Annotated in this window: 23 protein-coding genes; 8 read left to right on the top strand and 15 right to left on the bottom strand. The window is 72.3% G+C overall.

Annotated features, from left to right (window positions below; translation table 11 throughout):
* Positions 1–2 precede the first annotated feature (2 nt).
* Both cseB and cseC read left to right on the top strand, forming a co-directional pair.
* Entirely contained in the window at positions 3–716 is a 714-nt protein-coding gene (gene cseB / locus IE145_RS10630) for a two-component system response regulator CseB (protein WP_069744685.1), read from the top strand.
* A 55-nt stretch (positions 717–771) separates the two neighbouring features.
* Positions 772–2,109 (top strand): two-component system sensor histidine kinase CseC, encoded by a 1,338-nt coding sequence (cseC, locus tag IE145_RS10625; RefSeq protein ID WP_189520656.1) that lies wholly within the window; start codon positions 772–774, stop codon positions 2,107–2,109.
* A 381-nt stretch (positions 2,110–2,490) separates the two neighbouring features.
* Here cseC and IE145_RS10620 read toward each other — a convergent pair whose 3' ends face one another.
* On the bottom strand, positions 2,491–3,204 hold the full coding sequence (locus IE145_RS10620) for a M23 family metallopeptidase (protein WP_189520655.1): 714 nt from the start codon (positions 3,202–3,204) through the stop codon (positions 2,491–2,493).
* A 455-nt stretch (positions 3,205–3,659) separates the two neighbouring features.
* Here IE145_RS10620 and IE145_RS10615 point away from each other — a divergent pair, with 455 nt between their 5' ends.
* Both IE145_RS10615 and IE145_RS10610 read left to right on the top strand, forming a co-directional pair.
* Complete coding sequence (locus IE145_RS10615) at positions 3,660–4,016, top strand: trypco2 family protein (protein ID WP_189520654.1); 357 nt, start codon at positions 3,660–3,662, stop codon at positions 4,014–4,016.
* Positions 4,013–7,261 (top strand): serine protease, encoded by a 3,249-nt coding sequence (locus IE145_RS10610; protein WP_189520653.1) that lies wholly within the window; start codon positions 4,013–4,015, stop codon positions 7,259–7,261. Before IE145_RS10615 ends, IE145_RS10610 begins: the two co-directional genes overlap by 4 nt.
* Positions 7,262–7,355: 94 nt before the next feature.
* On the opposite strand, the gene IE145_RS10605 is transcribed toward IE145_RS10610, so the two are convergent.
* A complete protein-coding gene (locus IE145_RS10605; RefSeq protein WP_006125502.1) occupies positions 7,356–9,884 on the bottom strand; it encodes an ATP-dependent Clp protease ATP-binding subunit in 2,529 nt (842 codons plus the stop codon).
* Positions 9,885–10,334: 450 nt separating this feature from the next.
* On the opposite strand from IE145_RS10605, the gene IE145_RS10600 reads away from it, so the two are divergent.
* Positions 10,335–10,949: an SCO3374 family protein gene (locus IE145_RS10600; protein WP_189520652.1), complete on the top strand. Its 615-nt coding sequence runs from the start codon at positions 10,335–10,337 to the stop codon at positions 10,947–10,949.
* On the opposite strand, the gene IE145_RS10595 is transcribed toward IE145_RS10600, so the two are convergent.
* The 10 genes from IE145_RS10595 to IE145_RS10550 form a co-directional block, all read right to left on the bottom strand.
* Positions 10,928–11,263: a histone-like nucleoid-structuring protein Lsr2 gene (locus tag IE145_RS10595; protein WP_006125504.1), complete on the bottom strand. Its 336-nt coding sequence runs from the start codon at positions 11,261–11,263 to the stop codon at positions 10,928–10,930. The genes IE145_RS10600 and IE145_RS10595 overlap by 22 nt on opposite strands.
* A gap of 144 nt (positions 11,264–11,407) precedes the next feature.
* Positions 11,408–11,977 (bottom strand): amino-acid N-acetyltransferase, encoded by a 570-nt coding sequence (locus tag IE145_RS10590; protein WP_006125505.1) that lies wholly within the window; start codon positions 11,975–11,977, stop codon positions 11,408–11,410.
* Positions 11,978–11,986: 9 nt separating this feature from the next.
* On the bottom strand, positions 11,987–12,433 hold the full coding sequence (locus IE145_RS10585; RefSeq protein WP_229825496.1) for a BlaI/MecI/CopY family transcriptional regulator: 447 nt from the start codon (positions 12,431–12,433) through the stop codon (positions 11,987–11,989).
* A gap of 166 nt (positions 12,434–12,599) precedes the next feature.
* The gene (locus IE145_RS10580; protein ID WP_006125507.1) at positions 12,600–12,779 is read right to left on the bottom strand and encodes a hypothetical protein; all 180 of its coding nucleotides are present in this window, start codon (positions 12,777–12,779) and stop codon (positions 12,600–12,602) included.
* Between the two features lie 80 nt (positions 12,780–12,859).
* Positions 12,860–13,444, bottom strand: coding sequence for a hypothetical protein (locus tag IE145_RS10575; protein WP_189520691.1), 585 nt, complete (start codon positions 13,442–13,444; stop codon positions 12,860–12,862).
* A gap of 161 nt (positions 13,445–13,605) precedes the next feature.
* Positions 13,606–14,403, bottom strand: coding sequence for a type III pantothenate kinase (locus tag IE145_RS10570; protein WP_189520650.1), 798 nt, complete (start codon positions 14,401–14,403; stop codon positions 13,606–13,608).
* Positions 14,403–15,470 (bottom strand): carboxylating nicotinate-nucleotide diphosphorylase, encoded by a 1,068-nt coding sequence (gene nadC / locus IE145_RS10565; protein ID WP_229825481.1) that lies wholly within the window; start codon positions 15,468–15,470, stop codon positions 14,403–14,405. Before nadC ends, IE145_RS10570 begins: the two co-directional genes overlap by 1 nt.
* A gap of 206 nt (positions 15,471–15,676) precedes the next feature.
* Positions 15,677–17,368, bottom strand: coding sequence for an L-aspartate oxidase (locus IE145_RS10560; protein WP_189520649.1), 1,692 nt, complete (start codon positions 17,366–17,368; stop codon positions 15,677–15,679).
* Positions 17,365–18,384 (bottom strand): pantoate--beta-alanine ligase, encoded by a 1,020-nt coding sequence (gene panC / locus IE145_RS10555; RefSeq protein ID WP_189520648.1) that lies wholly within the window; start codon positions 18,382–18,384, stop codon positions 17,365–17,367. Before panC ends, IE145_RS10560 begins: the two co-directional genes overlap by 4 nt.
* A 64-nt stretch (positions 18,385–18,448) precedes the next feature.
* Positions 18,449–19,399, bottom strand: a complete 951-nt coding sequence (locus IE145_RS10550) for a Rossmann-like and DUF2520 domain-containing protein (protein WP_189520647.1) — start codon at positions 19,397–19,399, stop codon at positions 18,449–18,451.
* Positions 19,400–19,567: 168 nt separating this feature from the next.
* Between IE145_RS10550 and IE145_RS10545 the strand changes: the two genes are divergently transcribed.
* Positions 19,568–20,722, top strand: coding sequence for a threonine aldolase family protein (locus tag IE145_RS10545; RefSeq protein WP_189520646.1), 1,155 nt, complete (start codon positions 19,568–19,570; stop codon positions 20,720–20,722).
* Between the two features lie 135 nt (positions 20,723–20,857).
* Here the strand turns inward: IE145_RS10545 and IE145_RS10540 are convergent, their stop codons facing one another.
* Positions 20,858–21,049: a hypothetical protein gene (locus tag IE145_RS10540; RefSeq protein ID WP_189520645.1), complete on the bottom strand. Its 192-nt coding sequence runs from the start codon at positions 21,047–21,049 to the stop codon at positions 20,858–20,860.
* Positions 21,050–21,153: 104 nt separating this feature from the next.
* Between IE145_RS10540 and IE145_RS10535 the strand changes: the two genes are divergently transcribed.
* Positions 21,154–22,266, top strand: coding sequence for a DUF5937 family protein (locus tag IE145_RS10535; RefSeq protein ID WP_189520689.1), 1,113 nt, complete (start codon positions 21,154–21,156; stop codon positions 22,264–22,266).
* Between the two features lie 21 nt (positions 22,267–22,287).
* On the opposite strand, the gene IE145_RS10530 is transcribed toward IE145_RS10535, so the two are convergent.
* Together IE145_RS10530 and IE145_RS10525 are read right to left on the bottom strand one after the other, a co-directional pair.
* Positions 22,288–22,962, bottom strand: a complete 675-nt coding sequence (locus IE145_RS10530) for a response regulator transcription factor (protein WP_093445390.1) — start codon at positions 22,960–22,962, stop codon at positions 22,288–22,290.
* Positions 22,963–23,159: 197 nt separating this feature from the next.
* Positions 23,160–24,362: a sensor histidine kinase gene (locus tag IE145_RS10525; RefSeq protein ID WP_189520644.1), complete on the bottom strand. Its 1,203-nt coding sequence runs from the start codon at positions 24,360–24,362 to the stop codon at positions 23,160–23,162.
* A 96-nt stretch (positions 24,363–24,458) separates the two neighbouring features.
* Here IE145_RS10525 and IE145_RS10520 point away from each other — a divergent pair, with 96 nt between their 5' ends.
* Positions 24,459–25,469 (top strand): SAM-dependent methyltransferase, encoded by a 1,011-nt coding sequence (locus IE145_RS10520; protein WP_189520643.1) that lies wholly within the window; start codon positions 24,459–24,461, stop codon positions 25,467–25,469.
* Positions 25,470–25,511: the final 42 nt, after the last annotated feature.

The raw sequence follows: 25,511 nt of genomic DNA, 5'->3' as shown, positions 1-25,511 counted from the left end.
CCATGGCCGAGACCCACGTCCTCTTCGTCGAGGACGACGACGTGATCCGCGAGGCCACCCAGCTCGCCCTGGAGCGGGTCGGTTTCACGGTCACCGCGATGCCCGACGGGCTCTCCGGGCTGGAGGCGTTCCGCGCCGACCGGCCGGACATCGCCCTGCTCGACGTGATGGTGCCGGGCCTGGACGGGGTGAGCCTGTGCCGCCGCATCCGGGACGAGTCGACCGTACCGGTGATCATGCTCTCCGCGCGGGCCGACTCGATCGACGTGGTGCTCGGCCTGGAGGCCGGAGCCGACGACTACGTGACGAAGCCCTTCGACGGGGCGGTCCTGGTCGCCCGGATCCGGGCGGTGCTGCGCCGCTTCGGCCACGCGGCCGGACCGGACGGCGCGGGGCCGGGCGGTACGGAGGCGGCGGACGAGGCGCTCGGCGGGGTGCTGGTCTTCGGCGATCTGGAAGTCGACACGGACGGCATGGAGGTGCGGCGCTCCGGTGAGCAGGTGGCGCTGACACCCACCGAGATGCGGCTGCTGCTGGAGTTCTCGTCCGCGCCGGGCACGGTCCTCTCCCGCGACCGGCTGCTGGAACGGGTCTGGGACTACGGCTGGGGCGGGGACACCCGGGTCGTGGACGTCCATGTGCAGCGGCTGCGCACCAAGATCGGCCAGGACCGGATCGACACGGTCCGCGGCTTCGGCTACAAGCTGCGCGGATGAGACGGGCACAGGTGCGGCCGAGGCGGCCACAGAGGGAGCGGCCGGTGGTGGGCCCATGAAGCGGCTGGCCCTGCGGACCGGTGTCCGCTGGAAGATCAGCGTCGCCATCGCGGCGGTCGGCGCGCTCATCGCGGTGGCACTGAGCCTCGTGGTGCACAACGCGGCCCGTGTCTCGATGATCGAGAACGCCCGCGAGGTGCAGTTGGAGCGGCTGCTGGGCGCCCAGCGGTTCTACGAGGCGACGAACATGCAGAAGGGCGGCCCGAAGTTCGGGGCGAAGCTCAACGACCCGACGATCCCGCAGAGCCTGCGTGACGAGGTGCGGAAGAACCGCCGGGCCACCCATGTCGAGCAGGGGGCCGACGGGGTCCCCGAGGTCTGGGCGGCGGTGCCGCTGCCGGGCGGGAACGTCCTGTCGCTGCACACCCGGTTCGCGGCCCGCTCCGCCACGATCATGGACGATCTGGACCGGGCCCTGATCATCGGCTCGGTCTCGGTGGTCTTCGGCGGCTGCGCGCTCGGGGTGCTCATCGGCGGCCAGCTCTCGCGCCGGCTGCGCAAGGCGGCGGCCGCGGCGGGCCGGGTCGCCCAGGGGCAGACGGACGTACGGGTCAGGGAGGCCGTCGGCGGGGTCGTCCGCGACGAGACGGACGAGCTGGCGCGGGCGGTCGACGCGCTGACCGACGCCCTGAACGAGCGGATCGAGGCGGAGCGCCGGGTCACCGCGGACATCGCCCATGAGCTGCGTACCCCGGTGACCGGGCTGCTCACGGCGGCCGAGCTGCTGCCTCCGGGCCGCCCCACCGAGCTGGTACGGGACCGGGCCCAGGCGATGCGGACGCTGGTCGAGGACGTCCTGGAGGTGGCCCGCCTGGACAGTGCCTCGGAGCGGGCGGAGCTCCAGGAGCTGCCGCTCGGGGAGTTCGTCAGCCGGCGGATCGGGCTGCTGAACCCCGATGTGACCGTGCGGGTGATCCATGAGTCGTGGGTCTCCACCGATCCGCGCCGGCTGGAGCGCATCCTCGGCAATCTGCTGGGGAACGCCGCCAAGCACGGCTCGACCCCGGTGGAGGTCTCGGTCGAGGGCCGGGTGGTCCGGGTCCGCGACCACGGTCCGGGGTTCCCGGAGGAGCTGCTGCGGGACGGGCCGAGCCGGTTCCGTACCGGAAGCGTGGACCGGGCCGGGCACGGGCACGGGCTGGGGCTGACGATCGCGGCGGGCCAGGCACGGGTGCTCGGGGCCCGGCTGACCTTCCGGAACGCGGCGCCCTCGGGTGCGGCGGAGGGCACGGGCGGGGCGATCGCGGTGCTGTGGCTGCCGGAGCACGCGCCGACGGTGACGGGGAGCTTCCCGGTGCTGCGGATGGCGGACCAGCGGCAGCCGTCGGACTGAGCGGCGCCCCCGGGAGGGGGCGGCAGCCGTCGGACCGGAGCCGTATCGCGGGGTCTATGGAGCCGTGCCGCGGCGGTCTACGGAGCCGTACCGCTTGGATCTGCGGAGCCGTATCGCGTGGACCTGCGGAGCCGTATCGCGTGGACCTGCGGAGCCGTACCGCGGAGGTCTGCGGAGAAACGCCGACGGCGACCCCGAGGAGTGAGCCGTGAGGCTGTCCTCGACGTCGCCGTCGGTCGGGTGACCCGGGCGCACGCCCCGGGTACCGGGGTGTAACGGGTCCACTGAACGCTCTTCGGTTGTGCTGCGCGGCCGGACGGGTGCCGAGTGGCACCGGGCGCCTGGTTCGCGACCGGGGGCCGCGCGGTTACGCCGGCCGGATCAGATGGAGACGTGCACCGAGCGGAGGAACGCGGCCGGGTTCAGCGCCGAGCCGTAGTTCGGGGTGGTGCGGATCTCGAAGTGCAGGTGCGGGCCGCTGGAGTTGCCGGTGTTGCCGGACAGGGCGATCTTCTGGCCCGTCTTGACCTTCTGGCCGATCTTGACGTTGACCTTCGACAGGTGCGCGTACTGCGAGTACTTGCCGTTGGAGTGCTTGATCACGACGGCGTTGCCGTACGCGGGGCCGTCACCGGCGCCGTTCGGGCCGGCCTTCACGACGGTGCCGGTGTGGGCGGCCACGACCGGGGTGCCGACCGGCACGGCGAAGTCCTGGCCGGAGTGCTTGGCGGCCCAGCGGGCGCCGCCGGTGCCGTAGCTGGCGGTCAGCGTGTACTTCTTGACCGGGGCCTTCCAGGAGGCGGCGTTCTTCTTCGCGGCCTTCTTCTTGTCCTCGGCCTTCTTCTTGGCGTCGGAGGCCTGCTTCGCGGCCGCCTTCTTAGCCGCGTCCGCGGCCTTGGCCTGCGAGGCCGCCTGCTGGGCGACCGAGTCGGCGGTCGTGCTCACGGCAAGGGGGGCAGCGGCGGCGGAGCCGCTGGAGGCGAACGCCGTTCCGGCACCCAGCACCACGGTCGCCCCCAGGCCGGCGGCCAGGACGGCGCCACGGACGCGGAAGGCGGACGGGCGGTTGGTGTGCTGGATCGTTGCGCGCTTCATACGAGGAAGTCCTCCGAAGGTGAGTGGACCCGGCGTGCTGTCCGGGCTTGCTCAACCTTGGTAACCCGCCCCCCGGCCGATGCTCAAACACCCCATCTACGAAGAAAAGCCGTAGAGAGGGTGAGGGGAATTGACCGAGGTTGTCCCTCCATGAGGGGTGGGGGCGGGCCACGAAATCCTTCGCGCGAAAGACGTTTAACGCCTGTTCCATGGGCCCTTTTCCGGACATGGCACCGCGAAACGGCCGTATCGCCCGGAACCTCGGAAGGGCCCGGCGACCCCGGGCCGAAGGTCCCGCGGCTGATCACGACCTCTTCTCCTAGCACGCGTAGTAGGCCCGTTTCGGGCTGTGCGCCTTGTCACCGCCGGTGGGCCCAAAGTCCTTCCGATTCGGGACCTTCGGCCCGCTACTTCACTACGCTGACGGGAAAGCGGCACCGCACCCCGGGGGACCCATGACGGCCGAGAACACCCACGCGCTGGACGGCATCGAGCTCGCGGACGCCGTGGCGTCCATCCGTAACCAGCTCATCGACGCGGCGACCCGGGGCACCGACCACCCCGTGTCCTTCGCGGTCGGCGACATCCAGATGGAGTTCACCCTCGAACTGCGCCGGGAGGCGAAGGCGGGCGGCAAGGTGAAGGCCTGGGTGGTCGAGGCGGGTGCGGACGCGTCCCGGGCCACGGGCCGCACGCACAAGGTCGCCTTCACCCTGACCCCGCGCAACGCGGCGACGGGCGAGGCGTGGGAGATCGGCACCGAGGACGACGGGTCGACGGCGGGGTTCGGTGACGGGGCCTCCCGTACATGAGCCCGACCGTCCTCCACCCCGCCGACCGCACGGTCGTCGTCTCCGCGATCCAGCAGGGCAGCGGCGTCCTGATCGCCGACCGGCTCGTCCTGACCTGCGCCCATGTGGTCAAGTCCGGGTCCGTTCTCGTCGCCCACCCCGCGCACGCGGACCGGATACGGGCCACCGTCGCCTGGATCGACTACCAGCTGGACGTGGCCCTGCTGGAGACGGTCGAGCCGGTGCACCCGGTCCCGCCCGTGCGGCTCGGCGTGGTCGACACCCGCCAGGCGATACCGGAGTGCGAGATCACCGGCTTCCCCCGTGTCCAGCGGTACGGCCCGGACCGGCGGCTGGAGGCGGACCAGTACACGGCGACGGTCCTGCCCGTCGCGGGCCGGCTCCGCGGTCTGCTGGTCTGTGAGCTGGACGGCCCGCCGCCCACCCACCCCGACGACGAGCAGGCCGCCCTCTCCGGGCTCTCCGGCGGCCCCGTCTTCATGGGGGACTTGCTGCTGGGCGTGGCCCGCCAGGTTCCCCGGCAGCGCGACGGCCACCGGGTCGAGTGCGTGCCGCTGGGGCCGGTCCTCGCCGCGAAGCCCTTCCGGCTCGTCTGTGAGCGGACCGGGGCCGGCCTGCGCCAGGAACGCGTCCACGGCAGCTTCCCGCGCGACCTGCGGTACGAGACGGAGTACGCGCAGGCGCTCGGCGTCGCCTACCGCCGTACGAAGATCTTCGGGCTGGACGAGCTGAGCCGCCACGACCGGGAATGGGACCTGGACACGGCCTACCTCAGCCTGGAGGCCCAGACCCAGGACCGGGCCGCCCCGGGCCCGCCCCTCCCCCGCCGCGTCGACGACCTCCTCGCCGACCGCCCCCGGGTGCTGCTCCGGGGCGACGCGGGCGCGGGCAAGACGACGCTGCTGTGGTGGCTGGCCGCACACGCCTCGGCCCGCACCCTGGGCGATGCGCTGGCCCCGCTGAACGGCCTCATCCCCTTCGTGGTGCCCCTGCGCACCCTGCGGGCCCGCGGGGGTACGTTCCCGGGCCCGGCCGAACTGTCGGGTGCGGCGGGGCTGGTGGTCGATACGGCCCCGGAGGGCTGGGCGGGCCGGGTCCTGGAGTCGGGCCGGGCCCTCCTGCTGGTGGACGGGCTGGACGAGGTGCCGCCGGAGGAGCGCGAGCAGGCGCACACCTGGCTCTCGCAGCTGCTGGCCCGCTACCCGGAGACCCGGTGCGTCGTGACCGTACGTCCGCTCGCCGTCGAAGCGGACTGGCTGCGCTCCGAGGACTTCGCGGAGTTACGTCTGCTGCCGATGCGGAACGAGGACATCCAGGCGTTCGTGGCCTCCTGGCACCGGGCGGCCCGCCTCTCCGAGCAGGACGACCACGACCGGCTGGACGAGCTGGAACGCGATCTCTCCCGCCAGTTCGACCAGAACCCCACGCTCCGTGACCTGGCGCGTACGCCGCTGCTCTGCGCGGTGATCTGCGCCCTGCACCGCCTGCGCGACGGCCTCCTCCCGGAGACCCGCTGGAAGCTGTACCGCTCGGCCCTGGAGATGCTCCTCGGCCACCGCGACGACCGCCGCCGGCTCGGGCAGCCCGAGGGCATCGGCCTGGAGGTCGAGGAGCACACCCAGCTCCTCCAGCGGATCGCGGTGTGGCTGGTCCGCGAGGGCCAGTCGGAGTTCACCCGGTCCCAGGCCCTGCGCCAGCTCCGGCGCGCGCTGGCCGGGATGGAGCGGGTCAGCGTCCAGGGCCCGCCGGAGAAGATCCTCACCCATCTGCTCAACCGCAGCGGCCTGCTCCAGGAGCACGGGGACGACACCTACCAGTTCATCCACCGGACCTTCCAGGACTACCTGGCCGCGAAGGAACTCGTCGAGGACGAGCACCTGGGCGAGCTGCTGCGCCACGCCGACGAGGAGTCCTGGCAGGACGTGGTCCTGCTGGCGGCGGGGCACTGCGGACGGCGTGAACTGGCCGCGTTGGTGACAGGGCTGCTGGACGCGGGGCAGCAGCAGGGAGCGGGAACGATCGGGCGCACCGATCTCCATGTCCTCGCCGCCCTCTGCGCCCAGCACGCGACCTGGCTGGACGGGGCGGTACGGGACCGGGTCCGGCGGAGCACGGCGGCACTGTTCCCGCCGGCCGACGAGGCCCACGTACGCTCGCTGACCCGGCTGGGACCGGCCGCGCTGGACTTCCTGCCGAAGCCTCAGGAGGTGACCGGCGAGAGTCCCGGCGCCGAGCACGTGGCCCGGCTGATCGTACGGATCGGAGGAGCCTGCGCCGTCCCCCATGCCCAGGCGTGGGTACGGGCCCACCCTCGCCTCAGCCGCATCTTCGTACACGCGTGGGACCGCTTTCCGCCCGAGGAGTACGCCACCGAGGTCCTGGTCCACTGCGATCTGCCGAGGTCCGTCCTCATGGTGAGCGACCTCGGGCAACTGAGGGCACTGCGGCACATCCCGCCCCTGTACGCCCTGTCGCTGCACGGGGATCTGCCCGAGGCGGAAATCGGTGCGGCAGTGGAAGGCCGCCGGATCGAGATACTCGGCATCGGCCCGAACGCCCTGCTCTCCGGGCTCTCCTGCTTGAGCCCTCTCAAGGCCTCCCTGCAGGGTCTGGGTATCTCACGGTGCCCCGCGATCCGGGATCTGGCGCCACTCACCGAACTCGACGAGCTCATTTCCCTTTCTCTGGACGTGCAGGCGATGCGGCTCGGGGACCTGGCCCCTCTGACCGGCCTTCCACGCCTGGAGCATCTCGGCCTGGACCAGCTCGCGGTCGACCGGCTGAGCGAGGTCGCAGCCCATCCAGGCGTCACCAAACTGACCGTGACCAACCGACGTCCGTTCGTGCTGGACGGACTCGGTGCCTGGACATCGCTCAGGATCCTGCAGATCTCCGAGGCTGCCGCGTTCGACGACGCCCTCACCGCGCTGCGGCAGCACCCCCGGATCACCCGCCTCGGCCTCACCGCGTTCCCCTGGGCGCACCAACCGGACCCGAAGCACTACGCCCCTGCTGTCGAGCATCTGACCGTGCAGGCGCCTCACCACGGCAAGGACATGGGCATGCTGCGGAAGCTCTTTCCCGGAGTCACAAACCTCATCGTGGACGCTTCTGAACGGCGCGTATTGGACCTCACGTCCCTGCACACCTGGCCGAACCTTCGAGTGCAGGTGACCGGGTTGGGGGAATCCCGCCTCATCGGGGCGGCGGAACTGGGCGACCGGCTCACTGTCAGGCTCGTCTGACCCGGGAACACGAAAAGGGGCTGCCCCGGACCGGTACGGATACCGATTCCGGGGCAGCCCCTCACACGTGCTCGGGCTCACGCCCTCCTACGCGTCACGCGTCCTTCGTCAGGTTCGGGCCGGCGCCGCCTGCCGCCTGCTCGATCGGGGGGACGTCGGGCAGAGCCGACTTCTCCTCGCCGCGGAAGGTGAACGTCTTGTCGTCGCCCTCGCCCTCCGTGCCCACGACCACGATGTGACCGGGACGCAGCTCGCCGAAGAGGATCTTCTCGGAGAGGACGTCCTCGATCTGCCGCTGGATCGTCCGGCGCAGCGGCCGGGCGCCCATCACGGGGTCGTAGCCCTTCTTCGCGAGCAGCGTCTTGGCCTCGCCGCTGAGCTCGATGCCCATGTCGCGGTCCTTGAGACGCTCGTCGACCTTGGCGAGCATGAGGTCGACGATCTGGATGATGTCTTCCTCGGTCAGCTGGTGGAAGACCACCGTGTCGTCGACACGGTTGAGGAATTCCGGCCGGAAGTGCTGCTTCAGCTCTTCGTTGACCTTGACCTTCATGCGCTCGTAGTTGGTCTTGACGTCGCCCTGGGCGGCGAAGCCCAGGTTGAAGCCCTTGGAGATGTCCCGGGTCCCGAGGTTGGTCGTCATGATGATGACCGTGTTCTTGAAGTCCACGACCCGACCCTGGGAGTCGGTCAGACGACCGTCCTCCAGAATCTGGAGCAGGGAATTGAAGATATCGGGGTGGGCCTTCTCGACCTCGTCGAAGAGGACGACGGAGAACGGCTTGCGGCGCACCTTCTCGGTGAGCTGGCCGCCCTCCTCGTAGCCCACGTAACCGGGGGGCGAACCGAAGAGGCGGGAAACCGTGTGCTTCTCGCTGAACTCCGACATGTCGAGGGAGATCAGCGCGTCCTCGTCGCCGAAGAGGAATTCGGCGAGCGTCTTGGAGAGCTCGGTCTTACCGACACCGGACGGGCCGGCGAAGATGAACGAGCCACCGGGGCGCTTCGGGTCCTTCAGGCCGGCTCGCGTACGGCGGATCGCCTGCGAGAGGGCCTTGATGGCGTCCTTCTGGCCGATGACGCGCTTGTGGAGCTCGTCCTCCATGCGCAGCAGACGGGAGGACTCCTCCTCCGTCAGCTTGAAGACCGGGATACCGGTGGCGGTGGCCAGGACTTCGGCGATCAGCTCGCCGTCGACCTCGGCGACGACGTCCATGTCGCCGGCCTTCCACTCCTTCTCCCGCTTGGCCTTCGCCGCCAGCAGCTGCTTCTCCTTGTCGCGGAGGGAGGCCGCCTTCTCGAAGTCCTGGGAGTCGATGGCCGACTCCTTGTCGCGGCGGACACCCGCGATCTTCTCGTCGAACTCGCGGAGGTCCGGCGGCGCGGTCATCCGGCGGATGCGCATCCGGGAGCCGGCCTCGTCGATCAGGTCGATCGCCTTGTCCGGCAGGAAGCGGTCCGAGATGTACCGGTCGGCCAGGGTCGCGGCCTGGACGAGGGCCTCGTCCGTGATGGAGACCCGGTGGTGGGCCTCGTAGCGGTCGCGCAGACCCTTGAGGATCTCGATGGTGTGCGGCAGCGACGGCTCCGCGACCTGGATGGGCTGGAAGCGGCGCTCGAGAGCGGCGTCCTTCTCCAGGTGCTTGCGGTACTCGTCGAGCGTGGTGGCGCCGATGGTCTGGAGCTCGCCTCGCGCCAGCATGGGCTTGAGGATGCTCGCCGCGTCGATGGCGCCCTCGGCGGCACCCGCACCGACCAGCGTGTGGAGCTCGTCGATGAACAGGATGATGTCGCCGCGGGTGCGGATCTCCTTGAGGACCTTCTTCAGGCGCTCCTCGAAGTCACCCCGGTACCGCGAACCGGCGACCAGGGCGCCGAGGTCCAGGGTGTAGAGGTGCTTGTCCTTGAGGGTCTCGGGCACCTCGCCCTTGACGATCGCCTGGGCCAGGCCCTCGACGACCGCCGTCTTGCCGACACCGGGCTCGCCGATGAGGACGGGGTTGTTCTTGGTACGGCGGGACAGCACCTGCATGACCCGCTCGATCTCCTTCTCGCGCCCGATGACCGGGTCGAGCTTGGACTCACGAGCGGCCTGGGTGAGATTCCGGCCGAACTGGTCGAGCACCAGGGACGTGGAGGGCGTGCCCTCGGCGGGGCCGCCCGCGGCCGCCGTCTCCTTGCCGCCCGAGTACCCGGAGAGCAGCTGGATGACCTGCTGCCGGACCCGGTTCAGGTCGGCGCCCAGCTTCACGAGGACCTGGGCGGCGACGCCCTCGCCCTCGCGGATCAGGCCGAGCAGGATGTGCTCGGTGCCGATGTAGTTGTGGCCCAGCTGAAGGGCCTCGCGGAGCGACAGCTCCAGGACCTTCTTGGCTCGCGGGGTGAAGGGGATGTGCCCGGAAGGAGCCTGCTGCCCCTGCCCGATGATCTCCTCCACCTGCTGGCGGACCGCCTCGAGCGAAATCCCGAGGCTCTCCAGGGCCTTAGCGGCGACACCCTCACCCTCGTGGATCAGGCCCAGGAGGATGTGCTCGGTGCCGATGTAGTTGTGGTTGAGCATCCGGGCTTCTTCCTGAGCCAGGACGACAACCCGCCGCGCGCGGTCGGTGAACCTCTCGAACATCGTTAATCGCTCCTCAGAGCGGTCGGTCAGTGAGGGGTCGGTCCCCTCCCAGTCCTTCCGCATGCTAGTCCCGCAGGACGGGACAGCTCATTCCAACTGCCGACATCCGTCCGGATCACCCCGCGCCGGGCGGGGATTCTTACTGCCGAACAGCTGACAACTGCTCCAACCCGATGGTGCGAGACGATGTTCCCGCAGGCCAGGCAGATACCCCTATCGCCAGTACGCCGATGGCGAACGCGAGACGCCTCGGCCAGCGTGTCGCCCCTTCCCACTAGGGAAGTCTTACCCGCAATCACTGACAGTCCATGCGGCGCGCCCCGGTTCCCTCCGCTACGGGCGAACATCCTTGCGCCGCTCAACGCTTCCGAGCGCCCCCTCGGCGGGGACATGGAGTGATCGCGCGCGGACTTTCCGTAACTTCGGGGGCGGTTCGGCGGTTCATCGGACATGACCCGCGCCGTCCCGCAGCCCCGATCGTCGCCCGATGCCGCTCCGGGTTCCGCCGATGCCGCTCTCGCCCGGCGGTACGCGCGGGAGCTGGGCTGGGTCACCGCGGGGCGCGATCCGCTGCACCTGCTCACCGGGGAGTCCTTCGATGTGCTGGAGCTGCCCGCCGAGGCCGGTCACGCCGTGCTGCGGCGCGGTGTGCGCACCGGCCCGGTGCTGCTGTGCGGCGCGCGGATGGGGCTGCTGGTCGCCGCGGGCGGCGCCGATGAGCTGCCGGGGCTGCTCGACTGGCTGGAGTGGGGTCCCCTGGCGCCGGACCTGACCGCCGTGGGCGCGGGGGGCCGGGTCGCGGCCCCGCCCCTCCCGGGCTCCCCGGGAGGCCCGACGGGGGCCGCTGTGTGGCTGCGGCCCCCAGAGCCGAGGCGTGCGCCCGGATCGGCGCTACCGGCCCTCACAGGCTTCGGGAGCAGTGGTGGGGATGCTCCCGATCTCGTACGCCTGGTGGACGCGGCGGCCACGGAATGCCATCGGGTCCGGTTGTCACGCGCCGGTTCCGGCGTGCCGACAGGGGTGCTGACAAGGGGTTCGGCGGATCAGCCGTTGGCCTTCTCGTAAGCCTCACGGATCTCGGCGGGAACACGGCCGCGGTCATTCACATTGTGGCCGTTCTCCCGGGCCCACCGGCGGATTTCCGCAGTGTCCTTGTTACCGCCGGCCGCGGCACGGCCCTTGCCACGGCCCGTGGCGGCACGGCCACCGGTGCGACGTCCACCCTTGGTGTAGGGCTCGAGAAGGCCGCGAAGCTTGTCCGCGTTGGCCGTGGTGAGATCGATCTCGTACGTCTTGCCGTCGAGGGCGAACGTGACGGTCTCGTCAGCCTCGACACCGTCGAGGTCATCGACAAGAAGGACCTGAACCTTCTGTGCCACGGGATTTCCTTTCATCGAAAATGGAGTACGCGGAAAGGAAACCGCTTTTCCCCGGAAAACACAAACCCTCGGGAGAGGTTCAGGGGGCCGGGAAGCCGGGAAACATGCGCGATTCGGACATAGGGATGCAGGTCCTTCTGCCGATCACAGGTGCAGAAGCATCCGGCTGTTGCCCAAGGTGTTCGGCTTCACTCGTTCGAGACCGAGGAACTCCGCGACACCCTCGTCGTAGGAACGCAGCAGCTCACTGTAGACATCGGTGTCGACGGGCGTCTCTCCGATCTCGACGAAGCCGTGCTTGGCGAAGAAGTCCACTTCGAAGGTGAGACAGAAAACCCTGCGGACACCGAGCCATCGCGCGGTCTGCAAGAGCTTCTCCAGCACCTGGTGCCCGACTCCCGCGCCCTTCATGCGGGGGTCGACGGCAAGGGTCCGCACCTCTGCCAGGTCTTCCCACATGACATGAAGTGCGCCGCAGCCGATGACGGTCGCGTCCTCGTCGCGTTCCGCGACCCAGAACTCCTGGATGTCCTCGTAAAGGGTGACGGTCGCTTTGTCGAGCAGGATGCCCCCGGACACGTACCCGTCGAGGAGTCGTCGCACCGACCCGACATCACTCGTCCTGGCCCGTCGGACGGTGATGGCGGGCTTATTTACCGACGGGTCGGTATGGAGTTCGGTTTCCGGATCGCTTTGCGGCTGCTCTGAGGACATGCCCCGACGCTATCGCCCGCTCTCCGGCGTCGCGTCATCGGTCGGGGAGTCATCTCCGGCGGCGTCGGCGGTCGGTTCCGCGGGGGCGCTCGGAGTGGTTTCGGCCGTCGGGCCGGGGGTGGTTTCCGTGAGATTGGGGGAAACCATACGAACGGCGTCCTGCAGCGCTTCGCGCTGCTCGGCGGACATCATGCCGAAGAACGCGACAAGCGCTGCGGCGGGGTTGTCACTCTGTGACCAGGCTTCGTTCATCAGTGCGGCCGAGTAGGCGGCCCTGGTGGAGACGGCCGTATATCGATAGGCGCGGCCGTCGACTTCCCTGCGGACCCAGCCCTTCTGATGGAGATTGTCCATTACCGTCATCACGGTCGTGTAGGCGATGGACCGTTCCTGCTGAAGGTCCTCCAGGACTTCCCGCACCGTGACCGGTCGGTTCCATTGCCAGACGCGCGTCATCACGGCGTCTTCGAGGTCTCCCAATTGACGGGGCACGCGATCACTTTAGTGCTAGATGTCCCAAATGCTCTGCTCCTTGGGCAGCAAAAAGCGCACGACTCGTGCGAGCCGTGCGCTCGGCGAACGTGCGCCGGGAAGACGCGGGCGGGCGGAGCCGCTCCGGCGGTCAGACATTCTCCGGACGAGCGGTCTGCTTTGCGGATTCCGCGCGGGCGATCGCCGCGTCCACCGCGTCGTCCTCCTTGGTCTTGTTCGGACCACCCTGGCTCTTGACGATGATCACGATCAGGGAGACGAAGAAGACGGCCATCACCACGGGGGGCACGAGCGCGGATACATAGTCCATACCGCCCAGAGTAGCGAGCCCGGAACGGCCGGACGCGGCGACCTCCCGGTGGAGGGCGCCGCGTCGGGAAACGCCGGAGGTCAGCCGGCCGCCCGCTCCTCGGACGGGGGCGGTGCGGGCCGCCGGCGCGGCGGGAAGACCTCGGAGGGCTTGGGCATGGGGCGCTCGCCCGGCTTCCGCGGCTTGTCCGGCGCGGCCGGGGTCCTGGGCCGGTCCGGTTCCCGAGCCGCGGCGCGGCCGCCGGGCAGGGCGAGCAGCCGGCTGCGGGGGCCGGGTGCCGCGGTGCCGGCGGAGCGGCCGGCGAGCCTGGCTCGTACGGAGCGCTCGGCGAGCACCTGGCAGCGTTCCAGGAGGGCCGCCGCGAGGGGTCCGCCGCGCAGGGCCCGCAGGGCGGCCAGATCGTCCGGGCGGGGGTCGTAGCCGGCCGCCAGGGCGTCCTGGAGCAGCTCCAGGTAGCCGGCGGCGGAGCCGGGGAGGGCGTTGCGGTAGCGGGCGAGATCGGCAAGGAGGAACGCTCGCAGCCGACCGGCCTCGCCGACCGCCTCGTCCACGGAGCCCGCGAGCCGCAGGCAGTCCTGGACGTCCTCGTCGGACAGGGGCGTGGGGTGGAGGGCGATGGCGAGGGCACGTCGGAGCACCCGCAGCTCGTCCGCGCTGAACGCCATGCCGCCTCGTGAACCGTAGGGCGTGGGCATAACGCGACAATACGTGCTAAATGGACAAAATCCGTTTAACTGGTCGTCGGTGGCGCGGCGTGGCAGAACGTGGCGCGGGGCAGCCGCCCCGGCCGTTCCCGCAGGTACGCCGGGGTCCTCGGCGGCTGCCTCTAGGCGCGGGAGGCGTTCCGCTCGTAGACCAGGCGCAGCCCGATGAGCGTCAGCCACGGCTCGTGCTCGTCGATGACCGAGGACTCCCCCAACACCATCGGAGCAAGGCCGCCCGTCGCGATGACGGTGACGTCGTCCGGGTCGGCGGCCAGCTCCTTCTTCATCCGGGTCACGACCCCGTCGACCTGGCCGGCGAAGCCGTAGATGATGCCGGACTGCATGGCCTCCACGGTGTTCTTGCCGATCACGCTGCGCGGCCTGGCCAGCTCGATCTTGCGGAGCTGGGCGCCCCTGACGCCGAGCGCCTCGACGGAGATCTCGATACCGGGGGCGATCACCCCGCCCGCGTACTCGCCGCGCGGGGAGACCGCGTCGAAGGTGGTGGCGGTGCCGAAGTCGACGACGATCGCCGGGCCCCCGTACAGCTCGACGGCGGCGACCGCGTTGATGATGCGGTCCGCGCCGACCTCCTTGGGGTTGTCCATCAGGATCGGCACGCCCGTCTTGACCCCGGGCTCGACCAGCACGGCGGGGACGTCGCCGTAGTAGCGGCGGGTGACCTCGCGCAGCTCGTGCAGGACCGAGGGGACGGTGGCGCAGATCGCGATGCCCTCGATGCCGTCGCCCAGCTCCATGCCGAGCAGCGGATGCATGCCCATCAGGCCCTGCAGCAGGACGGCCAGCTCGTCCGCGGTGCGGCGGGCGTCGGTGGAGATCCGCCAGTGCTCGACGATCTCCTCGCCGTCGAAGAGGCCGAGGACCGTGTGCGTGTTGCCGACGTCGATGGTGAGCAGCATCAGGCGTCGGCCCCGTCCTCGGCCGAGGGGGTCGCGTCCGCGTCACGGAAGTCCAGGCCGATGTCGAGGATCGGCGAGGAGTGGGTGAGCGCGCCGACCGCGAGATAGTCGACGCCCGCGTCGGCGTAGGCGCGGGCCGAGTCGAGGGTGAGGCGGCCCGAGGACTCCAGGATCGCCCGGCCGTCGACCAGGGCGACCGCCTCGGCGGTCTCGGCCGGGGTGAAGTTGTCCAGCAGGATCAGGTCGACGCCCGCGTCCAGCACCTCGCGGACCTGCTCCAGCGTGTCGACCTCGACCTCGATGGGCAGCTCGGGGAACTCGGCGCGCACCCTCCGGAACGCCTCCGCGACCCCGCCCGCGGCGATCACGTGGTTGTCCTTGACCAGGGCCGCGTCCGAGAGCGACATCCGGTGGTTGACGCCGCCGCCGCAGCGCACCGCGTACTTCTCCAGGGCGCGCAGGCCCGCCGTCGTCTTGCGGCTGTCGCGGACCCTGGCCTTGGAGCCCTCCAGCACGTCCGCCCAGGCGCGCGTGGCGGTCGCGATGCCCGAGAGGCGGCAGAGCAGGTTCAGCGCGCTGCGCTCGCCGGTCAGCAGGTCCCGGGTGCGGGTGGTGACGGTCAGCAGCCTCTGGCCGGGGACGATCCGGTCGCCGTCCTCGACATGCCGCTCGACCTCGAACTCCTCGGTGCAGACGATCGACAGGACCGCCTCGGCGACCCGCAGCCCGGCGACCACGCCGGCCTCGCGGGCGGTGAAGTCACCGGTGACCACGGCGTCCTCGGGGACGGTCGCCACGGTCGTGACGTCCACCCCGCCGTCGAGGTCCTCCTCGATCGCCACATGCGCGACGTCCTCGACCTGGACGGGGTCGAGGCCGGCCTCCGCCAGCAGCAGGGCGAGCGCGGGGTCGAGGCCGCACTCCAGGGCGTCGGGGTCGAAGCCGTCGCCGCAACCGCAGCCGTCGCCGCAGCCGCCCTCCGGGGCCTCGGACGATGCGGGCGCGCCGACGCTGATCAGCGGTACGTCCACGGGAGTGGGGCGCGGATTCTCTTCGGGCGTGCTCACGGTGTCGGCTCCTCGGGGACGTGGCGGGTGGCGCGGGTGCGGCTGGTGCTTCGGGTGGTGCGGGTGTTGTTGCGGGTGGTGCGGCTGGTGCTTCGGGTGGCGCTTCGGGTGGTGCTGCGTGTTGCTGTGGCTGCGTGTTGCCGGTGCTGCGTGTTGCCGGTGCTGCTCCGCGCGGGGCGGCGGAGCGGCTGCTTCCAGCAGTCTGCTCAATCCGAGGGGCGTACGGGCGGGAATGCGGCGGTCTCCGTGCGGTGGACGACCGGGGTGCGGTCCGGCGCGATGCGGACGACCAGGTGGCGGCGGCCGTGCGCGTCGTCGCGGTCGGGCCGGTCCTCGCGCCAGTGACAGCCGCGGGTCTCCTCGCGTTCCCGGGCGGCGGCGACCAGGACCCGGGAGACCAGGAGCAGATTGGTGACCTCCCAGGCGTCGACCCCGGGGACGACCGCCTTGGCCCCGTCCCCCGCCGCGTCGGCGGCGGCCTCCCGGTGCAGGGTCTCCAGCTCCTCGGCGGCGGCGGCCAGGGAGTCGGCGGAGCGCAGGACTCCGGCGCCCCGCGTCATCGTGCGCTGGATCGCCGTACGGGCCTCGGGGGCCAGCAGCGGGACGGGGTCGCCCGCCGCCCGGGGGGCCCCGGCCGGTTCCGTGCGGGGCGGGCGGACCTCGGCGATGTCGGCGGCGATGCGCTCGGCGAAGACCAGGCCCTCCAGCAGGGAGTTGGACGCGAGGCGGTTGGCCCCGTGGACTCCGGTGCAGGCGACCTCGCCGCAGGCGTACAGGCCGGGGACGGTGGTGCGGCCCCGCAGGTCGGTGCGGACGCCGCCGGAGGCGTAGTGCGCGGCCGGGGCGACCGGGATCGGCTCGGTCACCGGGTCGATGCCGTGGGACCGGCAGGCGGCCAGGATGGTGGGGAAGCGCTGCTCCCACATGGCTGCCCCGAAGTGCCGGGCGTCGAGATACATGTGCTCGGCGCCCTTCTCGTGCATGCGGCGCGTGATGCCCTTGGCGACGATGTCGCGCGGGGCCAGCTCGGCCAGCTCGTGCTGTCCGAGCATGAAGCGGACGCCGTCGGCGTCGACGAGATGCGCGCCCTCGCCCCGTACGGCCTCGGAGACCAGCGGTTGCTGGCCCTCGGAGTCCGCGCCGAGGAAGAGGACCGTGGGGTGGAACTGGACGAACTCCAGGTCGGAGACCTCCGCCCCGGCCCGCAGCGCGAGCGCCACGCCGTCGCCGGTGGAGACGGAGGGGTTGGTGGTGGCGGAGAAGACCTGGCCCATCCCTCCGGTGGCGAGGACCACCGAGGGGGCCCGGACCGCGCCCACGCCGTCGTGCTGCCCCTCGCCCATGACGTGCAGGGAGACGCCCGCCGTACGGCCTTCGGCGTCCGTGAGCAGGTCCAGGACGAGGGCGTTCTCGATGGTGTGCAGGGCGGCTTCGCGGACCGCCTCGACCAGGGCGCGGGAGATCTCCGCGCCGGTCGCGTCGCCGCCCGCGTGCGCGATGCGGCGGCGGTGGTGGCCTCCCTCGCGGGTGAGCGCGATGGCGCCGCTGTCGGTGGTGTCGAAGTGGGCGCCGGTGGTGATCAGCCGGCGTACGGCGTCGGGGCCCTCGGTGACCAGGGTGCGCACGGCCTCCTCGTCGCAGAGGCCCGCGCCCGCGACGAGGGTGTCGTCGAGGTGCTGCTCGGGGGTGTCGCCCTCGCCGAGCGCCGCGGCGATGCCGCCCTGGGCCCAGCGGGTCGAGCCGTCGTCGAGCCGGGCCTTGGTGACGACGACGGTGTCCAGGCCGGCGGCGGCGCACCGCAGCGCGGCGGTGAGCCCGGCGACGCCGGAACCGACCACCACGACGTCCGCGTCGATGGCCCAGCCGGGGGCGGGGGCGGTCAGCCGTATTCCGGTCACGTCAGGGCTCCGAAGGTGAGGGGGATGTTGTCGATGAGACGGGTGTTCCCGACCCGGGCCGCGACGGCGAGAATCGCCTCCCCGCTCTCGCGGTCGTCCGGGATCTCGGTGAAGTCCGCCGGGTCCACCAGGGCCAGGTAGTCCAGGACGAGCGGGACCCGGTCGCGGGCGGCGGCCTCCTCCAGGATCGTCCGGGCGGCGGCGCGGACGGCGGCGGGCGCCCCGTTCGGCCGGGCCAGCGCCACGGCCTGGGCGTCGGCGGCGGCCCGGGCCTCGCCCAGCCGGTTGAGCCCGGCGGCCCGGTCGCCGCCGGGTGCGGTGGCCTTGGCCCGCTCGTGCAGGGCCTGCTGGGCGGCGAGCCGGTCCTGGGCCGCGAACAGGGCGCGGGGCAGGGCGAGGGCGGTGTGCCGCTCCTGCGGGGAGAGGAAACGGTTGCGGCTGGAGAGCGCGAGGCCGTCCTCGTCCCGGACGGTGGGGACGCCGGTGATCCGGACGGCGAAATTCAGGTCCCGGACCATACGCCGGATCAGGGCGAGCTGCTGGGCGTCCTTCTGCCCGTAGAACGCCTCGTCGGGGCGGGTGAGGTGGAGGAGCTTGGCGACGACGGTGAGCATCCCGTCGAAGTGGCCGGGTCGGGACGCGCCTTCGAGGCGCTCCCCCATGGGGCCCGCGGTGATCCGGACCTGGGGTTCGCCGCCCGGGTAGACCTCGTCGACGCCGGGGGCGAAGACCGCGTCGGCGCCCGCGGCTGCGGCGGTCTCCAGGTCGGCGTCCAGGGTGCGCGGATAGCGGTCCAGGTCGGCGGCCTCGCCGAACTGGAGCGGGTTCACGAAGACGGTGACCACGACCTGGCCGTCCGGTCCCGCCGCCTCCCGGGCCGCGCGGATCAGGGTGGCGTGGCCGTCGTGCAGCGCGCCCATCGTCATGACGACGGCCCGCTCCGCCCCGGCCGGGCGGGGCAGCGCGTCCAGCTCGGCGGCGGTGCGCAGCAGGGTGGTACGCGTGGTGCGCGTCATCGGGTCTCCCCCGCTCCCGTACGACCGGTGGTCGCCCGGCCGGCCATGGTCCCGCTGGTGGTCGTCATCGGGGCTCCCCCGGTCCGGCGCCGCCGGGGCGGCGCTCCTGATCGGCCAGGACGACGAGGAGGTCCTCGGCCAGCTCGGCCTTGAGCAGGCCGTGGGCGAGCGCCCGGTCGGCCGTGGCGCGGGCCATCGCGACATATCCGGCCACCGCCTGCGGGGCGTGGGTGCGCAGCTCGCCGATGTGGGCGGCGACCGTGCCCGCGTCCCCGCGGGCGACCGGGCCGGTCAGCGCGGCGTCGCCGGAACGCAGGGCGTTGTCCAGGGCGGCACCGAGCAGCGGGCCGAGCATCCGGTCGGGAGCGGTGACCCCGGCCTTGGACAGCAGCTCCATCGACTGGGCGACCAGGGTGACCAGGTGGTTCGCGCCCAGCGCGAGGGCGGCGTGGTAGAGCGGGCGCGCCTCCTCGGCGATCCACTCGGGCTCGCCGCCCATCTCGATGACCAGCGCCTCGGCCGCGAGCCGCAGCCCTTCGGGAGCGGTGACGCCGAAGGAGCAGCCCGCGAGCCGCTGGACGTCGACGGCGGTGCCGGTGAACGTCATCGCGGGGTGCAGCGCGAGCGGCAGCGCCCCGGCCCGCAGCGCGGGGTCCAGCACCTTCGCCCCGTACCGCCCGGAGGTGTGGACGAGCAGCTGGCCCGGCCGGACGGCGCCGGTCTCGACGAGGCCCTCGACCAGCGTGGGCAGCACGTCGTCGGGGACGGTCAGGAGCACCAGCTCGGCGCGGGCCAGCACCTCGGCGGGCTCCACCAGGGGCACGTCGGGGAGGAGGGCCGCGGCGCGGCGGCGGGAGGCGTCGGAGACGCCGGACACGGCGACCGGGCGGTGCCCGGCGAGCTGGAGCGACGCGGCGAGGGCGGGCCCGACCCGGCCCGCGCCGACGACGCCGACCGTGAGACGGGCGGGGCGGTCCCTCGCGTCGAGGGGTTCCTTCGAAACTGATGCGTTCACGCGGCGATGGCCTTCCGTTCCAGTCCGCGGGGGGTACCGGACGACTTCTCTGCATGCTACGCCAGCGTTTCGGGGAAGCCCCGCCCCTGCCCACAGCCTGTGGATAACTTTCCGGGCGGGACGGAACCGCGCGGGCGCGCCGCCGGAGGTCCGGGTGATGATCGTCCCATGGCGACCATGGATGAGCAGGAGCAGCGGCGGCGCAGACTGACCGCGTGGCGGGGTGCGCGGCGGGTGCTGGCCCGCGTGGGCGCGGACGGCACGCTCGGCGAACGGCTGGCGGCGCTGGCGGCCGACGCCCCGTCCGTACACGATCCGGACGACTGGACCGATGTGTACGGGGGCGGGGTCGTCGCCGATCTGGAGCGGCGGGCGGCCGGGCTGCTGGGGATGGAGGCGGCGACGTTCTTCCCGACCGGGACGATGGCCCAGCAGGTCGCGCTGCGGTGCTGGGCGGGGCGTACGGGCAACGCGACGGTGGCGCTGCATCCCCTGTCCCACCCGGAGGTGCACGAGGGCGGGGCGCTGGGGGTGGTGAGCGGGCTGCGCACGGTGCATCCGACGTCGGAGCCGAGGCTGCCGGACGCGGAGGAGGTCCGGGGGTTCCCCGAGCCGTTCGGCACGCTGATGCTGGAGCTGCCGTTGCGGGACGCCGGGTTCGTCCTGCCGTCCTGGGAGGAGCTGACGGCGGTGGTGGACGCGGCCCGGGAGCGGGACGCGGTCGTCCACTTCGACGGGGCGCGGCTGTGGGAGTGCGCACCGCACTTCGGGCGCGCGCTGCCGGAGATCGCGGGGCTCGCGGACAGCGTGTACGTGTCCTTCTACAAGTCGCTGGACGGGCTGTCCGGGGCGGTGCTGGCGGGACCCGCGACGCTGGTGGAGGAGGCGCGGGTGTGGCGTCACCGGTACGGGGGCCAGCTCTTCCAGCAGTTTCCGGCGGCGCTGTCCGCGCTGATCGGTCTCGAGCGGGAGCTGCCGCGCCTCCCGTCGTACGTGGCCCACGCGAAGGTGGTGGCCGGGGCGCTGGCGGAGGGGTTCGCGGCGGCGGGGGTGCCGTGGTTCCGGGTGCATCCGGAGCCGCCGCACACGCATCAGTTCCAGGTGTGGCTGCCGTACGGGACGGAGGTGCTGGACGAGGCGTCGGTGCGGCAGGCGGAGGAGACGGGGGTGGCCCTGTTCCGGCGCTGGTTCGCGGGGACGGGCGGGGCGGGGCTGCCGCCGGGGACCTCGTTCACCGAGGTGACGGTGGGGGGCGCGGGGCTGGAGTGGTCGGCGGGGGATGTACGGGATGCGGTGGCGGGGTTCGTGGGGTTGCTGCGGTAGGCCGCGGCCTCATGGCCTCATGGGGGGGCGGGCGGCCTCGTTCGGGGCGGAGCCTCCGGGACGCCCGGGGGCCCGGGGCCCGGGTCGCCGGGGGGCCGTGTTCCGTGCGGGCCCCTGGACCCCGGGGTTCCGTCCTCAGACGCCGGACGGGGTGGGAGGGCAGGACGGGGTGGAAGCGCCGGTGCGGCAAGTCGGGGGGTGCGTGAGCCAGTGTCTGTACAGGTCGCGCAGGACCGTGCGGTCGTGGCGGCCCGGGGGCGGCGGCGCGGGCTCCGACCGCTGGGCCGCGCGGTAGGTGTCGAGCAGGTGCTGCTGGATGGCGTCCATGCTTTTCAGCCTGCGCGGCTCGTGGCGGGCCCGCGCGTTGATTGACGGCCCCCGTCAATCGGAACGTCGGCCCGGGACCGTACCCCCACTATGGAGGGGTGAGCGTGCACATAGACATCGCGGGACTCCCCGCCGACCGCGTCGTATTCGCGACCTCTCCCCTGGCCGAGCTGGGCCTCGCCCTGCATGCGCTCTCCGAGCCCGGCCACCATCCGGGGCTGCACGGCTGGACCACCGCGACCGCCGCGGCCCTGGAGCCCGACCTCGCGGACCGGCTGCTGGAGGCGGAGTTCCTCTGGCAGAACACCTTCGCCGACATCTTCCTGCCGTTCTCCGGCATCCCCGGCGGCGACGGCAGGACCGGGGCGACCCTCGCGGAGGACCTGGACATCCTGGACCGGCTCGACGACGAGCGGTTCGTCGCCGCGGCCACCGAGTTCACCTGCTCCAGCCTGTACGGGGCGGAGGCCCGGTCCCCGCTGACGGACCCGGCCATGCGGGCCCGGGCCCTGGACATGGCGACGGCACGCGGACCGCGCCAGGTGGAGTTCACCAAGCGGCTGCTGGCCGACCCCGTCTCCGTACGCGGATGGATCAGGCGGCTCCTGGAGGACTGCGACCAGGCGTTCTTCGCCGACACCTGGCGGCGGGTCTCCGTCCAGCTGGTCGCCGACGCCCGGCACAAGACGGAGTTGCTGCGGCGCAAGGGGCTCGCCGACGCGATCGGTGCCGTCTCCTCGGCCGTGACCGTGGACGAGGCCGCGGAGCGGATCACCATCGACAAGCTGACCGAGGGCCGGACCACGGCCGTCGCCCCGGAGGCCGGCCTCGGCCTCACCCTCGTCCCCACCAGCTTCGGCTGGCCGCACCTGACCGTGCTGCACGCCCACCACTGGCGCCCCGTGATCCACTACCCGGTCCGGCTGCCCGACCTGCCGTCGCCCGCCTCCGTGGAACAGCTCCAGCGCCGGATGGAGGCCCTGGCCCACCCGATGCGGATGCGGCTGTGCCGCAACCTCGCCCGCTCCCCGTACACCACGGGCGAACTGGCCGAATCGCACAGCATCACCGCGCCCGAGGTCTCGCGGCATCTCTCGGTGCTCAAGAAGGCGGGCCTGGTCACCACGCGCCGCCGGGGCCGCTATGTCCTGCACCAGCTGGACCTGACGGTCGTCGCCCGGCTCGGCAGCGACTTCCTGGAGGGCGTCCTGCGCTGAGCCCCCGCCCTCCCCGCCAGCTCAGCCCGCGCCGCCGCCGGCCCTGACCAGACCGGTCTCGTAGGCGAGGACGACGACCTGGACCCGGTCGCGGAGGTTCAGCTTGGTGAGGATGCGGCCCACGTGCGTCTTCACCGTGGCCTCGGAGAGTACGAGCCGGGCCGCGATCTCCCCGTTGGAGAGGCCCTGGGCGACCAGGAGCATGACTTCCCGTTCGCGTTCGGTGAGCTTGCCGACGTGCTTGTTCTTCGGCTCCTTCTCGCCGCTGGGCAGCATCGGCGAGAAGCGGTCGAGCAGCCGGCGGGTGGTGGACGGGGCGACGACCGCGTCGCCGCTGTGCACCGAACGGATCGCGGCGAGCAGCTCGGCGGGCGGCACGTCCTTGAGCATGAAGCCGCTGGCCCCCGCCTTCAGCCCGGAGAAGGCGTACTCGTCGAGGTCGAAGGTGGTCAGGATGAGCACCTTCGGCGGGTTCTGCTGCGCGCAGATCCGGCGGGTCGCCTCGACGCCGTCCAGCCGGGGCATGCGGACGTCCATCAGAACCACGTCGACGGCGGTGGACCGCAGCATCTCGATCGCCTCGGCCCCGTCACCGGCCTCGGCGACGACCTCCATGTCGGGCTGGGCGGCGAGCACCATCCGGAAGCCGGTCCGCAGCAGCACCTGGTCGTCGACGAGCATCACGCGGATGGCCATGGTCATGGGAACGAGTCCTGTCCTGAGGTCGGTCGATCGGTCGGACGTCGGGGTCGGGTCGGACGTCGGGGTCGGGTCGGACGTCGGGGTCGGGTCGGGCGTCGGGGTCTTGGTCGGTCGGTCGCCGGGGTCGCGGTCGGGCCGGGGTCGTCGTCCGGCCGGTCTGCGTGGTCGGGGCCGGCAAGCCGTGGGGCCGGTCAGCCCGAGGGCTTCAGCGGCAGCAGGGCGCTGATGCGGAAACCGCCGCCGGGGCGGGGCCCCGCGTCCAGGGTGCCTCCCACCATGCCGACCCGCTCCCGCATCCCGATCATCCCGTGTCCGGCGCCGTCCGCGCCGCCGTCCTCGTACAGTTCGTGCGCCGCGCCCCGGCCGTCGTCCTCGATCAGCAGCCCGAGACCGTCGTCGAAGTACACCAGCCGGACGCTGGCCCCGGCGTCGGGCCCGCCGTGCTTGCGGGTGTTCGTCAGGGCCTCCTGCACCACCCGGTACGCGGTCAGCTCCACGCCGCTGGGCAGCGGACGCGGGGTGCCCTCGACCTTGAAATCGACCTCCAGGCCGGTCTGCCGCACCTGCGCGACCAGGTCCTCGATCTGTTCGACGTCGGGCTGGGGGACGTACTCCCCGCTCTCCGGGGCGTCACCGGTCCGCAGCACGCCGAGCAGCCGCCGCATCTCCGCGAGCGCCTGGCGGCCGGTGCTGGAGATGGTCTCCAGGGCCTGCTTGGCCTGGTCGGGGGCGGCGTCCATGACATAGGCGGCACCGTCGGCCTGGACGACCATCACGGACACGTTGTGCGCCACGACGTCGTGCAGCTCCCGGGCGATCCGGGCCCGCTCGGCGGCGACCGCGACCTTGGACTGCGCCTCGCGTTCCCGCTCCAGGCGGGCGGCACGCTCCTCCAGCTGGTCGAAATAGGCGCGCCGGGTCCGCAGCGAGTCCCCGAGCACCCAGGCCAGCACGAACGGCACGGTCATGATGACCGTCACGAAGATCACCTGGGCCCAGGACCCGCCGGGCTCCGCCTCCCACCGCAGCTGGGACAGAGCCGCCGCGCTCAGACTGCAGATCAGGGCGAGCCGGGACGCCCAGCGCTCGCCGACCGTGGCCACGGTGTACGTGATCACCAGCATCGCGAAGTTCCCGATGCCCGGCCGGACGTCGAACACCAGCTGCACGACGCCCACCAGGATGGCGAGCAGCAGCATCTTCTCCGGGGCCTTGCGGCGCAGCGCCACGACGGTGGAGAACCCCAGCGCGACCGGGACCGCGACGATCTCCTCGCGCCCGGCGTCGTACATGCCCGAGACCATCGACATGCCGGAGAGCCCGAGGAGGAAGACGGCCCAGAAGACGTCGACGCCCGTCGGGTGTCTGCGGATGAAGTCGTAGAGGCGCTGCACTTGACCAAGCGTAGGGACAGGGGATCGGTGACCGGGTCAACCGGAGGGTCGATCCGGGTCCTGGGACCGTACTCCCCAAGGTGGAGACTTGCCTACGTGACGGACGAATGGCGCGGTTGGCGGGAGGCGGCTCAGGCCGCTCTGTACGGGGATGAGGGCTTTTATCGCAGCCCGGTGCGGAGCCCGAAGGGGCCCGCGGGCCACTTCCGTACCTCGGTGCACGCCTCGCCGCTCTTCGCCGGGGCGGTGGCCCGGCTGCTGACCGGAATCGCACGGGAGCTGAACACCGGGACGGTCGCGCTGGTCGATGTGGGGGCGGGGCGCGGCGAGCTGTTGACCGGAGTGCTGGAAGCGCTGGACGCAGGGCCGGAGGGACCGGACGTGGCCCCGTACGCCGTCGAGGTCGCCGCCCGGCCGCCGGGGCTGGATACCCGGATCGAGTGGTGCGCCGAACCGCCGGCCGGGGTCACCGGGCTGCTGTTCGCCAACGAGTGGCTGGACAACGTACCGGTGGAGGTGGCGGAGGCGGACGCGGAGGGCGTTCCCCGGTACGTCGAGGTGCGGACCTCGGACGGTGCGGAGCGCCTGGGCGCTCCGGTGACCGGGGCGGACGCCGCGTGGCTGGAGCGCTGGTGGCCGCTGTCCGCGCCGGGCGAGCGGGCGGAGATCGGCCGCCCCCGGGACGCCGGCTGGGCCGGGGCGGTGGGCTCCCTGACCGCCGGTCTCGCGGTGGCGGTGGACTACGCGCACGGGCGGGACGCCCGCCCGCCCTTCGGGACGCTGACGGGCTTCCGGGGCGGGCGCGAGGTGCGCCCGGTGCCGGACGGCTCCTGCGACGTGACCGCGCATGTGGCGCTGGACGCCTGCGCGGCGGCGGTCACGGAGGCGGGGGCGGACGTGCGCACCGAGCTGACCGACCAGCGGGCGGCGCTGCGCAGGCTCGGCGTCGGCGGCGACCGGCCGCCGCTGAGCCTGGCCACCACCGACCCGGCGGGGTACGTCACCGCGCTGGCGGCGGCGGGCGAGGCGGCGGAGCTGACCGCGCGCGGCGGCCTCGGCGACTTCGGCTGGCTGCTGCACCGGGTGGGGCTGCCGGAACCCGGGTGACCGCCCCGGCGCAGGGGCCGCAGGGAACACAGCCGCCGCAGG

Origin of the sequence: Streptomyces sindenensis (genome assembly GCF_014649035.1) — a bacterium.
GTDB lineage: Bacteria > Actinomycetota > Actinomycetes > Streptomycetales > Streptomycetaceae > Streptomyces > Streptomyces sindenensis.
Note: the sequence above shows the minus strand (reverse complement) of the source record. Positions and strands in the feature narration are given on the sequence as shown.